Here is a 12606-nt window from a genome sequence, read left to right as displayed (position 1 = left end):
GCTCAGCCCCTCACGGCTCGCCGGACACGGGAGAGCAGTCCGCTGCCGCGCGGCGCGGTGGCCGCGCGCACCTCGGCACGGATCAGCTTCGCCAACGCCTCGCGCTCGGCGGCCTGCTGCGGGAGGGGCACCCCGGCCTGCTGCTTGCTGACGGCCTTTCGGACGCCGTAGCTGAAGGCCGCGACCTTGACCAGCGGGCCACCGAGGGTGGCGGCGACGGTGGAGGAGAGCGCGTTGGCGTTGGCGGCGGCGTCCTGCACGTTGGCGGTGATCTCGTCCACCCGCTCCAGCTGCTCGTTGGCGCTGCGCACCGCGGTGCCCGCGTCGACCAGCAGCGGCACGGCCTGCTCGGTCACGGCGGAGACCAGCACGGTGGCCTCCTTCAGCACCCGGGACAGCCGCACCAGCACCACCGCGAGCAGGGTCACCAGGACCGCCCAGAAGACGGCCACCAGTAGGCCGGCCAGCTCTCCCACGGACACCGGTGCGCTCCCTCGCCTTGCCTCTTCAGCAGATCTTCCTCAAAGGTGAACCCTATCGCGGACGGGTGGCTTCCCCCGACCGGATATCGCCCGGTCGCCCGGCCGGGTGTACGAACACCGAGCGTGACCAACCGTCGGACGCCTCGTTGGGCGGGGTGGGCCCGTGCAGCGCGGGCCCGCAGGGTCGCCGGGGGTGTCCGCTCCCGGCCGGACAGGGGGCGGCAGTTGTCCAGTGAGCCGGCAGCACCACACGACGGCCAGGCGGCGGGCCGGCTGCCCGCCGAGGTGACCAGTTTCGTCGGCCGCCGCACCGAGCTCGGGACGCTGGCCGGACTGCTCGGCTCGGCGCGCCTGGTCACGGTCACCGGGCCGGGCGGGGTCGGCAAGTCCAGGTTCGCGCTGCGCGGCGCCGCCGAGGCGCTCGCCGGCACCGGCCTGTTCCCCGACGGCGGGTGGCCGGCCGAGATCGCCGCCGTCCAGGATCCGCTGCTGCTCGGCCACGCCGTCCTGGAGTCGCTCGGCCTGACCGACTCCACCGCGCGCCCGCCGCTGGAGGTCCTGGTCGAGCGGCTGGCCGACCGGCGGCTCCTGCTGGTACTGGACGGCTGCGAGCACCTGGTCGGTCCCTGCGCGGAGTTGGTCGACAGCCTGCTGCGGGCGGCCCCGGGCCTGCGGGTGCTGGCCACCAGCCGGCAGGCCCTGGGGGCCGCCGGCGAGCACCTGCTGCCGCTGGCACCGCTGCCGGTGGACGCCCCCGCCGTCGGCGGCCCGCCGGACGCGGTCGCGCTGTTCGCCGACCGGGCCCGCGCCGTGCTCCCGGGCTTCGAGGTGACCGAGCGCAACCGGGCCGAGGTGGCCCTGCTCTGCCGCCGGCTGGACGGCATCCCGCTGGCGGTGGAGCTGGCCGCCGGACGGCTGCAGGCCCTGTCGGTCGCCCAGATCAACCACCGCCTGGACGACCGGTTCCGGCTGCTCACCGGTGGCGCCCGGACGGCCCCGCTGCGGCACCAGACGCTCCGCACCACGATCGGCTGGAGCCACGAACTGTGCACGATGAAGGAACGTTTGCTCTGGGCCAGGCTCTCGGTCTTCGCCGGTGCGTTCGACCTGGACGCCGCCGAGTACGTCTGCGCGGGCGAGGGCATCGAGCCGGACGAGGTGCTGGAGCTGGTCGCCGACCTGGTCGGCAAGTCGGTGCTGCTCCGCGAGGAGAGCCCGCACGGCGTACGGTTCCGGCTGCTGGACACCCTGCGCGAGTACGGCGGCCAGTGGCTGCGGGCGGGCGGCGAGCAGCACCGGCTGCTGCGACGGCACCGCGACTGGTACCTCGGGGTGGCCTCCTGGGGCGAGGTGGAGTGGTTCGGACCCCGCCAGGCCGAGACCGCCGAACGCACCCGGCTCGCCCACCCCAACCTGCGGGCCGCGCTGGAGTTCTCGCTCGCCGAGCCCGGCGAGGAGCAGCTCGCCCTGGTGCTGGCCGGCACGCTCTGGTTCTACTGGGTCGGCTCCGGCCACCTCGGCGAGGGCCGGCACTGGCTGGACCGCGCGCTCGCCCTGGCCCCCGACCCGACCGAGGCCCGCGCCAAGGCCCTGTGGGTCACCGGGTACATGGCGACCCTCCAGGGCGACCTGGCCCGCGCGCGGCCCGTCCTGGAGGAGTGCCGCCGGCAGGCCCTGGCGACCGGCGACGACCGGGCACTGGCGTACGCGGTGCACCGGCAGGGCTGCGCCGCGCTGATCGGCGACGACCCCGGGCGGGCCGCCGAGCTGTTCGAGGAGGCCCTGTGGCACTACAACAGGATCGGCGAGCTCAACAGCAACGTCCTGATGGCGATGTTCGAGCTGGGCATCGCCTACCTGTTCCTCGGTGACCGGGCGAACGGCGAGTCCTGGATCGACCGGGTCCGCGCGGTGGCCGAGGAGCACGGCGAGCAGTGGGCGTACGCCTACGGCCTGTACGCACTGGCCTACGCCCGCTGGTCGGCCGGCGAGGTCCGGCTCGCCCGGGCCCACGCCCGCGAGTGCGTCCGGCTGAACCACCTGTTCCGGGACCTGCTGGGGATCGTGCTGGCGATGGACGTGCTGGCGCTGCTGGAGACCGAGGCGCCGGACGGCGACCTGGTCGAGGCCCGGGTGCTCCAGGGCGCGGCGCACCGGATCTGGCAGGCGGTGGGCAAGCCGTTCTTCGGCTCGCGGTCGTTCACCGGTCCGTACCTGGAGTGCGAGAAGCGGGCCCGGGACGGGCTGACCGAGCAGGAGTTCCACGAGGCGTTCCGGGTGGGCGGCCGGCTCGACCTGGACGCGGCCGTGCTGCGGGCGCTGGGCCGCGGCGGCCGGTCGGCCGGCCCGGACGGACTGCCCGGCCCGCGGCCGCTGCGGCCCTCACCGGTGCCGGCCCGCTGACCTCGCACGGCCGACCGGGCGTACCGGAGCACCGCCGGAAAGGGCCGAGCCCCGCAGCCGTAAGGCTGCGGGGCTCGGTGTGGTACTCGCTCGCGGGTCAGCGCGAGTAGTACTCGACGACCAGCTGCTCGTCGCAGATCACGGGGATCTCGCGACGCTGCGGCTGGCGGTCCAGGCGGAAGGCCAGGGCCTTCAGGTTGACCTCGAGGTACTTCGGGGTCTGGCCCTCGCCGGCGTTGCCGCCCTCGCGAGCCACCTGGAAGGGGGTCTTCTCCTTGGACTTGTCCTTGACGGTGACGACAAAGCCCGGCTTCAGCTGGAACGACGGCTTGTTGACCTTGCCGCCGTTGACCTCGATGTGGCCGTGCACGACCATCTGACGGGCCTGGTAGATGGTGCGGGCGATGCCCGAACGCAGGACCAGGGCGTCGAGACGGGTCTCCAGCTCGGCGATGAGCGCCTCGCCGGTCTTGCCCTCGACCTTCTTGGCACGGTCGAACGCCCGCGCCATCTGCTTCTCGCTCAGGTCGTACTGCGCGCGCAGACGCTGCTTCTCGGTCAGACGGACCTTGTAGTCAGAGTTCTGCTTGCGGCCACGGCCGTGCTGGCCGGGCGGGTACGGGCGGGCCTCGAAGTACTTGACGGACTTCGGGGTCAGCGGGATACCAAGGGCACGAGCGATCTTGACCTTGGGACGCTTCTGGTTCGCCATGAACCAAACCTTCCTTGCTTTTCGAATACGGCTTCACCAGGTGTTGACGGAGGTCGCTCCTCGCGACCCGGAGAAAAACCACCCCAGGGGGTGATCAGCCGCTCTCCGGAGCCGGGCACATCAGTGCATGCACACGAGAGGCCCACCGACCGCCAGGGGTGATGGGCTGCCCGCGACACCAGAATCGGTGCGCGACGCTCCAAGGGGCGACTCCCGAAGGAGCGCCCGTCGGCCGGTGCCCCGCTGGTGCGGCCGGTCGGTCGGGTTCTCACCCGCCGCCGTGCCCGGGACACGGCACTGCCGACCAGTGTACAGGCGATCTCAGGGCGTCTCGGCCGGGGCCTCCCCGGCCTCCCCCTGCGGCTTCGCCGGCCCGGTCCGCTCGGCACCGGCCCTGGGCACGGGCTTCGGCTCGGTCCTGGGCACGGGCTTGGAGGCGGGCTTCGGCAGTGGCTCGCCGCGCAGCCGCGGCCGCGTCCAGGCGACGGTGTCGGCGTACCGGGCCTCGGCGCCGTGCCGGGTGGGGCTGTAGTAGTCCCGGCCGTGCACGGCGTCCGGCGCGTACTGCTGGGTGGCGATGCCCTCGGGCAGGTCGTGCGGGTAGCGGTAGCCCTGGCCGTGGCCGAGCTTGCCCGCCCCGCCGTAGTGCGCGTCCCGCAGGTGCGGCGGGACGGCGCCGGCCAGGCCTTGCCGGACGTCGGCCAGAGCCGCGTCGATCGCCAGGTAGGCGGCGTTGGACTTGGGTGCCAGGGCAAGCGCGATCGCGGCCTGCGACAGGATGATCCGGGCCTCCGGGAAACCGATCAGCGCGACCGCCTGGGCCGCGGCGACGGCGGTCGTCAGCGCCGTCGGGTCGGCCAGGCCGATGTCCTCGCTGGCCGAGATCATCAGCCGGCGGGCGATGAACCGCGGATCCTCACCCGCCTCGATCATCCGCGCCAGGTAGTGCAGCGTGGCGTCGACGTCGCTGCCGCGGATCGACTTGATCAGCGCGCTGGCCACGTCGTAGTGCTGGTCGCCGTCCTTGTCGTAGCGGACGGCGGCCTTGTCCACCGCCGTCTCGGTGGTGGCCAGGCTGATCTCCGGCTCACCCTTCTCCAGCGCGGCGCCGGCCGCCGCCTCCAGGGTGGTGAGCGCCCGCCGGGCATCGCCGCCGGCCAGCCGGACCAGGTGGTCCTCGGCCTCGGCGGTCAGCTCGACGGCCCCGGCCAGCCCGCGCTCGTCGGCGACCGCGCGGCGCAGCAGGGCGCGGACGTCCTCGTCGGTGAGCGACTCCAGGGTGAGCAGCAGCGAGCGGGACAGCAGGGGGGAGATCACCGAGAAGTACGGGTTCTCGGTGGTGGCGGCGATCAGGGTGACCCAGCGGTTCTCCACGGCGGGCAGCAGGGAGTCCTGCTGGGCCTTGGAGAAGCGGTGGATCTCGTCCAGGAAGAGGACCGTCTCGCGGCCGGACATCCCGACGGCGCGGCGGGCGCCCTCGATCACCGCGCGGACCTCCTTGACGCCCGCGGTGATCGCGGAGAGCTCGACGAACCGGCCCTCGACCGCCTGGCTGATCACGTGCGCCAGGGTGGTCTTGCCGGTGCCGGGCGGCCCCCAGAGGATCACCGAGCTGGTGGCGGCCGGACCGCGCGAGCCCGCCACCAGCCTGCGCAGCGGGGAGCCGTCCTTGAGCAGTCTGCGCTGGCCGGCCACCTCGTCCAAGGTCCGGGGGCGCATCCGCACGGCCAGCGGGGCCCGGCCGGGCTCGGCGGCCTGGCGGTCCTCGGCGGCGGCGGTGAAGAGGTCCGGTTCTTCCACCTCTGAAGGGTATGCGAGGGCACGGACAGCAGGGGACCAGGTAGTTCGAATTTGAACCGCGGGGCGTACGCTGGTCCGACCACCCGGAAGGAGCAGCACCCCATGCCTGTACGCCGTCTCAACCACGCGGTGCTCTGGATCCGCGACATCGACCGCTCGATCGACTTCTACCGCGACGTCCTCGGGTTCCAGGTCGACCATCTGATGCCCGGCCGGGCGGCCTTCCTGAGCGCCCCCGGCAGCAGCAACGACCACGACCTCGGCCTGTTCGCCCTCGGCCCGGACGCGCCCGGCCCCGAGCAGGGCCGGGTCGGCCTCTACCACCTGGCCTGGGAGGTCGGCACCCTCGGCGAGCTGGCGGCGCTCGGCCACCGGCTGGCCGAGCGGGGCGCGCTGGTCGGCTCCACCGACCACCTGGTCTCCAAGTCCTTCTACGCCAAGGACCCGGACGGCAACGAGTTCGAGCTGATGTGGCGCGTCCCCCGGGAGGACTGGCCGGCCGCGGACTCGGACGCCCGCCCGGGCCCGCTCGACCTCACCGCCTCGATCGAGCGCTGGGGTCCGGACCTGTCCACCGGGGCGGCCGCCGGCTCGGCCACCTGAGGCTCAGGAGGGCCGTCCCGACCTTCCGCCCTCCAGCGTCGAGGCGTGGTCCGGCACGTACTTCTGCAGGTCACGCGGCGGGCGCCGGTACCCCAGCGGCTTCGGCCTGGCCGGCAGCTCGACCTCGGGGCGGCGGACCTCCCGGTAGGGGACCGAACCGAGCAGATGGGCGATCATGTTGATCCGGGCCCGGCGCTTGTCGTCGCTCTCGACCACGTTCCAGGGGGACTCCCGGATGTCGGTGTGGACGAACATCTCGTCCTTGGCCCGGGAGTAGTCCTCCCAGCGGCTGATCGACTCGACGTCCATCGGCGAGAGCTTCCACTGGCGCATCGGGTCCGCCATCCGGTCCCGGAAGCGCCGCTCCTGCTCGACGTCGCTGACCGAGAACCAGTACTTGCGCAGCAGGATCCCGGCCTCGATCAGCATCCGCTCGAAGGTGGGGCACTGGTTCAGGAACTGCTGGTGCTCCTCGGCGGTGCAGAAGCCCATCACCTTCTCGACCCCGGCCCGGTTGTACCAGCTGCGGTCGAAGAGCACGATCTCGCCCGCGGCGGGCAGCTGCTCGACGTAGCGCTGGAAGTACCACTGCCCGCGCTGGCGCTCGGTCGGCGCCGGGAGGGCCGCCACCCGGGCGAGGCGCGGGTTCAGGTACTCGGTGACCCGCTTGATCGCGCCGCCCTTGCCGGCCGCGTCCCGCCCCTCGAACACCACCACCAGCCGGACACCCTCGGCCCGCACCCACTCCTGGAGCTTCACCAGTTCGTACTGCAGGCGCAGCAGCTCCGCCTCGTACGACTTCCTGGGGAGCCGCCCCCTGCTCTTCTTGGCCACCGGGCCCTCCGTTCGCGTGCCGCTGACGATCGCTCACGCTACGGGTCCTCGGCGCCCCGCGCAGGTCGGACCGGGCGAACGGCACGTCGGGCGTAACCGGCACCGGCAGTCCCCTGCACGGCCGGTACCGGGTCACGCCCGACGAGTGATCAACTCTCCCCCGGACCCGACCGATACGGCAAATTCCCCGTTCCATAACCTTGCGGCATGGACATCGACACCCGCCTGCTGCGCTACTTCGTCGCGGTCTGCGAGGAGGGCCAGCTGACCGGGGCCGCCGCCAGGCTGTTCGTGAGCCAACCCACGCTGACCAAGCAGATCCGCCAGCTGGAGACCCAACTGGGCGTGGCGCTGTTCCACCGCTCCCGGGAGGGGATGACGCCCACTCCCGCCGGGCGCGCCCTCGCGGACCGGGCGCAGACCCTGCTGACCGGCTGGGAGGACACCCTGCGGGCCACCCGGCAGGCGGCCACCCAGGCCGAGGGCACGCTGCGGGTCGGCTTCGAGGGCAGCACCATCAACGTGGTGGACCGCACCACCGTCGAGGACTTCACCCGGCGGATGCCGGGCTGGCAGGTGCAGATGCGGCAGAACAACTGGTTCGACCCCACCTCCGGCCTGGCCTCCGGCGAGATCGACCTGGCGCTGTGGCACGCCCCCGCGTCGATCGCCACCCGGTACAACTGCGCCGAGCTCGGCGTCGAGGACCGCTGGGCGGTACTGCCGGCCGGCCACCGGCTGGCCGGGCGGCCGCTGCTGGACTTCGCGGAACTGCTCGACGAGGACTTCGTGGCCATCCCGCAGGAGGCGGGCCTGTGGCGCGACTACTGGCTCGCCGCCGAGGAGCGCGGCGGCCGGCCGGCCCGGATCGGCGCGGTCGCGCACAACGCGGACGAGTGGCTGACCGCCGTGGCCTGCGGCCAGGGCATCGGCTTCGCGCCCGAGACGATGAGCCGGCTCGCCTCCCGGCCCGGGGTGGTCTACCGCCCGGTGCGCGGGCTCAGCGCCAGCCGGGTCGGCCTGTACTGGCCGCTGGGCCGGCCGCTGACCCCCGCGATGGCGGCGTTCGTGCGCAGCTGCCGCGAGACGGTACGGATCGGGGCGGCCTGCCCGGGCCCGTCGCCGCGGGGCACCGTGCCCGCCCAGCGCGACCCCGCCTCCCGCACTGCACAGAGCACCGCACCGAGCGCCGCGGGGAGCGGCGCGCCGGCCGGCGCGCACTCCGGCGCCCGGTCCGAGGCACCGTCGGGCACCCCCGGCGGTGCTCAGACCGCCGCGAACGGTGCCGGGTAGCGGCAGACCCCCTGGGGTCCGCCCTCGGCGCCGGTCAGCGGCAGGACCTGGAAGTACTCGTCGGGCACCTCGAAGGGCCCGCTGATCCGATGGCGCGAGGCGGGTTCGAAGCCGAACCTGCCGTAGTAGCCGGGGTCGCCGAGCACCACCACCAGGCGCTCCCCCGCCGCCTCGGCCGCCGCCAGCGCGGCTTGGACCAGCGCGGTGCCGACGCCCTTGCGCTGCCACTCGGGCGCGACGGCCACCGGCGCGAGCGACAGCCCGTCGCCGTCGCCGACCTGGAGCCGGGTGAGCAGGACGTGCCCGACGATCAGGTCGCGCTCGTCCACCGCGACCACCGAGAGGGCCGGCACCCAGGCGGCGTCCCGGCGGAGCGCGTCCACCAGGTCCGCCTCCTCCGGGCCGGGGAAGGCGGCCATGTGGACCCGTCTGGTGGCGGGGGCGTCCGCCGGGATTTCGACTCTGATACGGATGGTCATCTTCGACCCCTCTGCTGTGGCACGCCGTTGTGCACCGGCCCCGGGCGGGGCGAGCCTACCGTGAGGTGGTTCGCGCCGACCGGGGCCGTGAGCATGGTGTTACTGACCGGGTGTCAGGCCTTGACCTCGGGGGCCGGGTTGGCCGTCTCGACGCCCTTGGGCTTGGCGTCGACGCCGGCCTCGCGGCGCTGGGCCGACGTGATCGGAGTCGGCGCGCCGGTGAGCGGGTCGCCGCCGGTGCTGGTCTTCGGGAACGCGATCACGTCACGGATGGTGTCGTACCCGCCCAGCAGGGTGACGATGCGGTCCAGGCCGAAGGCGACACCGCCGTGCGGCGGCGGGCCGTAGTTGAAGGCGTCCAGCAGGAAGCCGAACTGCGACTGGGCCTCCTCCTCGGAGAGCCCGATCGCGTCGAAGGCCCGCTTCTGCACGTCGCGCTGGTGGATACGGATCGAACCGCCGCCCAGCTCCGAGCCGTTGAGCACCAGGTCGTACGCGTTGGAGAGCGCGCTGCCCGGGTCGGTGTCGAAGCTCGCCAGGGACTCGGCGGTCGGCGCGGTGAACGGGTGGTGCACCGCGTGCCAGCCCTGGAACTCGCCCTTGTCGTCCTCGATCGGCTCGAACATCGGGAAGTCGACCACCCAGAGGAAGGCCCACTGCGACTCGTCGATCAGGTTGCAGCGGCGGCCGATCTCCAGCCGGGCGGCGCCGAGCAGCTCCTGCGAGGCGGCCTTCTTGCCCGCCGCGAAGAACACCGCGTCGCCCGGCTTGGCGCCGGCCGCGGCGGCCAGGCCTGCCAGGTGCTCCTCGGAGAGGTTCTTGGCGACCGGGCCGCGCAGCTCGCCGGTCTCGGCGTCGACCAGCACGTAGGCCAGGCCGCGGGCGCCGCGCGCCTTGGCCCAGTCCTGCCAGGCGTCCAGCTGCTTGCGGGGCTGCGAGGCGCCGCCGGGCATGACGACCGCGCCGACGTACGGCGCCTGGAAGACCCGGAATTCGGTGCCGGCGAAGTACTCGGTGAGGTCGGTCAGCTCCTGGCCGAAGCGGACGTCCGGCTTGTCGGAGCCGTAGCGGTTCATCGCGTCGGCGTAGGTCATCCGGGGCAGCGGGTTCGGGATCTCGTACCCGTGCACCTGGCGCCAGATGGCGCCGACGATCTTCTCGCCGAGAGCCAGGATGTCCTCCTGGTCGACGAAGGACGCCTCGATGTCCAGCTGGGTGAACTCCGGCTGCCGGTCGGCGCGGAAGTCCTCGTCGCGGAAGCAGCGGGCGATCTGGTAGTACCGCTCCATGCCGGCCACCATCAGCAGCTGCTTGAACAGCTGGGGCGACTGCGGCAGGGCGTACCAGTGGCCGGGCTGCAGGCGGACCGGGACGAGGAAGTCGCGGGCGCCCTCGGGGGTGGAGCGGGTGAGGTACGGCGTCTCGATGTCGAGGTAGTCGTTCTCCTCCATCACCGTGCGGATGATGTGGTTGACCTTGGAGCGCAGGCGCAGCGCGCGGGCCGGGCCCTCACGGCGGAGGTCCAGGTAGCGGTAGCGCAGGCGCACCTCCTCGTTGACCGTGCCGGGCTCGTACTCGGCGACCGGGAACGGCACCGGGGCGGCCTCGGAGAGCACCTCCAGGTCGCTCACCACGACCTCGATCGCGCCGGTGGCGATCTCGGTGTTCTCGTTGCCCTCGGGACGGACCCGGACCTCGCCGGTGACCTTGACGCAGTACTCGGCGCGCAGGCTGCCGATGGCCTCCAGGTCACGGGCCACGATCTGCACGGTGCCGGAGGCGTCGCGGAGGTCGATGAACGCGACTCCGCCGTGGTCACGGCGGCGGGCGACCCAGCCGGCCAGGATGACGGTGGTGCCGGCGTGCTCCGCGCGGAGCGTGCCCGCGTCGTGCGTGCGGATCACAGCTGCTTCTCCTTCAGGGTGGTGACGAGTGCTTCGAGGGCGACGGGCGTCTGCTCGCCGGTGGTCATGTCCTTGAGCTGGACGACGCCTTCGGCGAGGTCGCGCTCGCCCGCGACCAGGGCGTAGCGCGCACCCGAACGGTCGGCGGACTTCATGGCGTTCTTGATGCCCTTGACGCCGAAGGCCAGGTCCGTCGCGACGCCGGCCCGGCGCAGCTCCACCACCTTGGCGAACAGGACGTTCTTGGCCTCCTCGCCGAGCGCGACGGCGTAGACGGAGGTGGCGGCGGGCAGGTCGAGGACGATGCCCTCGGCCTCCATCGCCAGGAAGGTGCGGTCCACCCCGAGGCCCCAGCCGACGGACGGCAGCGCCGGGCCGCCGAGCATCTCGGACAGGCCGTCGTAGCGGCCGCCGCCGCCGATCGCGGACTGCGCGCCGAGGCCGTTGTGCACGAACTCGAAGGTGGTGCGGGTGTAGTAGTCCAGCCCGCGGACCAGCTTGGGGTCGTCCACGAAGGCGACACCGGCGGCGGTCAGCAGCTCCCGGACCTGCTCGTCGTACGCCTTGCAGTCCTCGCACAGGTAGTCGCGCAGCCGCGGGGCGTCGGTGAGCTGGGCCTGGACGGACTCGCGCTTGTCGTCGAGCACGCGCAGCGGGTTGATCCCGGCGCGGCGGCGGGTGTCCTCGTCCAGGTCCAGTCCGGCCAGGAACTCGACCAGGGCGGCGCGGTAGACCGGGCGGCACTGCTTGTCGCCGAGGCTGTTGAGCAGCAGCGAGTAGCTGCGCAGGCCGAGCGAGCGGAAGGCGTCGTCGGCCAGGATGATCAGCTCGGCGTCCAGCGCCGGGTCCTCGGCACCGATCGCCTCGGCACCGACCTGGGCGAACTGGCGGTAGCGGCCCTTCTGTGCCCGCTCGTAGCGGTAGAAGGAGCCGGAGTACCAGAGCTTGACCGGCAGGTTGCCCTGCTTGTGCAGGTTGGCCTGGAGGGCGGCGCGGACCACCGAGGCGGTGCCCTCGGGGCGCAGCGCCAGCTCGTCGCCGCCCTTGGTGGTGAGGTTGTACATCTCCTTGGTGACGATGTCGGTGGACTCACCGACGCCGCGGGAGAAGAGCTTGATGTCCTCGAAGACCGGCGTCTCGATGTAGCCGTACCCGGCCCGGCGCGCGGGGCCGGCGAGCCGCTCGCGGATCGCCAGGTAGGTCGCGGAGCTCGGCGGCAGCAGGTCGTAGGTGCCCTTGGGGGCGGTGAAGGTGCTCAACTTCTCTTCCGTCACATTCCTCGTCGCGGGAAGGCCGGAGCATCGAGCGCTCCCGCCGCCTGCTTGAGGTAGGGGTTGGTGGCGCGCTCACGGCCGATGGTGGTCTGGGAGCCGTGGCCGGACAGGACCACGGTGGCGTCGTCGAGGGGCAGGCACACCCGGGCCAGCGACTGCATGATCGCCGCGCTGTCCCCGCCCGGGAGGTCCGTACGCCCGATGGAGCCGGCGAAGAGCAGGTCACCCGAGAACAGCACCGGTGGGACCCCCTGATCGGAGGAACGGGCGTCACTCGCAGGCGTCCTGAAGGTCACCGACCCCTTGGTATGGCCGGGTGCGTGGTCGACGGTGAGCCGCAGGCCGGCCAGCTCCAACAGGCTGCCGTCCGTGAGCTCCCGCACGTCGTCCGGCTCGCCGACGGTGAGGCTGCCCATCAGCTGCTGCCCGAGCGAGCGGCCGAGCGCCCGCTCCGGGTCGGCCATCATGTAGCGGTCCTCGGGGTGGATCCAGGCGGGCACGCCGCGGGCGCCGCAGATCGGCATCACCGAGGCGATGTGGTCGATGTGTCCGTGGGTGAGGACCACCGCGACGGGCTTCAGCCGGTGCTCGCGGATCAGGTCCTCGACGCCCTGGGTGGCCTCGTGACCGGGGTCGACGATCACGCACTCCTCGCCGGCGGCCGGTGCTACCAGGTAGCAGTTGGTGCCCCAGGCTCCGGCGGGAAATCCGGCGACGAACAACGCGAGTCCTCTTCGGTCGGGGGCGGGCGTTCCGGTGTCACCGCCTGGTCACGTCGCAGCCTACCGGCGGGACGGCACCGCGAGCGAACCCGTTACCACG

General features: G+C 72.9%; 11 protein-coding genes. 3 read left to right on the top strand and 8 right to left on the bottom strand.

Translation table 11 applies throughout. The annotated features are described in order from the left end of the window. Window positions 1-2: 2 nt before the first annotated feature. On the bottom strand, window positions 3-482 hold the full coding sequence (locus OG871_RS31510; RefSeq protein WP_371501412.1) for a DUF948 domain-containing protein: 480 nt from the start codon (window positions 480-482) through the stop codon (window positions 3-5). Between the two features lie 225 nt (window positions 483-707). Here OG871_RS31510 and OG871_RS31505 point away from each other — a divergent pair, with 225 nt between their 5' ends. Further along, window positions 708-2885, top strand: coding sequence for a regulator (locus tag OG871_RS31505; RefSeq protein ID WP_371501411.1), 2178 nt, complete (start codon window positions 708-710; stop codon window positions 2883-2885). Between the two features lie 97 nt (window positions 2886-2982). Here OG871_RS31505 and rpsD read toward each other — a convergent pair whose 3' ends face one another. After that, window positions 2983-3597: a 30S ribosomal protein S4 gene (rpsD, locus tag OG871_RS31500; RefSeq protein ID WP_363639237.1), complete on the bottom strand. Its 615-nt coding sequence runs from the start codon at window positions 3595-3597 to the stop codon at window positions 2983-2985. 321 nt (window positions 3598-3918) lie between these two features. Continuing rightward, window positions 3919-5397, bottom strand: coding sequence for a replication-associated recombination protein A (locus tag OG871_RS31495; RefSeq protein ID WP_371501410.1), 1479 nt, complete (start codon window positions 5395-5397; stop codon window positions 3919-3921). 102 nt (window positions 5398-5499) lie between these two features. On the opposite strand from OG871_RS31495, the gene OG871_RS31490 reads away from it, so the two are divergent. Further along, window positions 5500-6000 (top strand): VOC family protein, encoded by a 501-nt coding sequence (locus OG871_RS31490; RefSeq protein WP_371501409.1) that lies wholly within the window; start codon window positions 5500-5502, stop codon window positions 5998-6000. Between the two features lie 3 nt (window positions 6001-6003). Here OG871_RS31490 and ppk2 read toward each other — a convergent pair whose 3' ends face one another. After that, window positions 6004-6834: a polyphosphate kinase 2 gene (gene ppk2 / locus OG871_RS31485; RefSeq protein ID WP_371501408.1), complete on the bottom strand. Its 831-nt coding sequence runs from the start codon at window positions 6832-6834 to the stop codon at window positions 6004-6006. 207 nt (window positions 6835-7041) lie between these two features. Between ppk2 and OG871_RS31480 the strand changes: the two genes are divergently transcribed. Then, the gene (locus OG871_RS31480) at window positions 7042-8127 is read left to right on the top strand and encodes a LysR family transcriptional regulator (protein ID WP_371501407.1); all 1086 of its coding nucleotides are present in this window, start codon (window positions 7042-7044) and stop codon (window positions 8125-8127) included. On the opposite strand, the gene OG871_RS31475 is transcribed toward OG871_RS31480, so the two are convergent. The 4 genes from OG871_RS31475 to OG871_RS31460 all read right to left on the bottom strand — a co-directional run bounded on the left by OG871_RS31475 (window position 8100) and on the right by OG871_RS31460 (window position 12506). Continuing rightward, window positions 8100-8606: a GNAT family N-acetyltransferase gene (locus OG871_RS31475; RefSeq protein WP_371501406.1), complete on the bottom strand. Its 507-nt coding sequence runs from the start codon at window positions 8604-8606 to the stop codon at window positions 8100-8102. The genes OG871_RS31480 and OG871_RS31475 overlap by 28 nt on opposite strands. A 113-nt stretch (window positions 8607-8719) precedes the next feature. Further along, window positions 8720-10510, bottom strand: coding sequence for an aspartate--tRNA ligase (gene aspS, locus OG871_RS31470; RefSeq protein ID WP_371501405.1), 1791 nt, complete (start codon window positions 10508-10510; stop codon window positions 8720-8722). Next, the gene (gene hisS / locus OG871_RS31465) at window positions 10507-11769 is read right to left on the bottom strand and encodes a histidine--tRNA ligase (RefSeq protein ID WP_371501403.1); all 1263 of its coding nucleotides are present in this window, start codon (window positions 11767-11769) and stop codon (window positions 10507-10509) included. Before hisS ends, aspS begins: the two co-directional genes overlap by 4 nt. A gap of 11 nt (window positions 11770-11780) precedes the next feature. Next, window positions 11781-12506 carry an MBL fold metallo-hydrolase gene (locus OG871_RS31460; protein WP_371501401.1) on the bottom strand — a complete coding sequence of 242 codons (726 nt, stop codon included), beginning with the start codon at window positions 12504-12506 and terminating at the stop codon, window positions 11781-11783. Window positions 12507-12606 lie beyond the last annotated feature (100 nt).

This window comes from Kitasatospora sp. NBC_00374, assembly GCF_041434935.1.
Lineage (GTDB): Bacteria > Actinomycetota > Actinomycetes > Streptomycetales > Streptomycetaceae > Kitasatospora.
The sequence above is the reverse complement of the archived record's forward strand: the minus strand, read 5'-3'. Positions and strand labels throughout refer to the sequence as shown.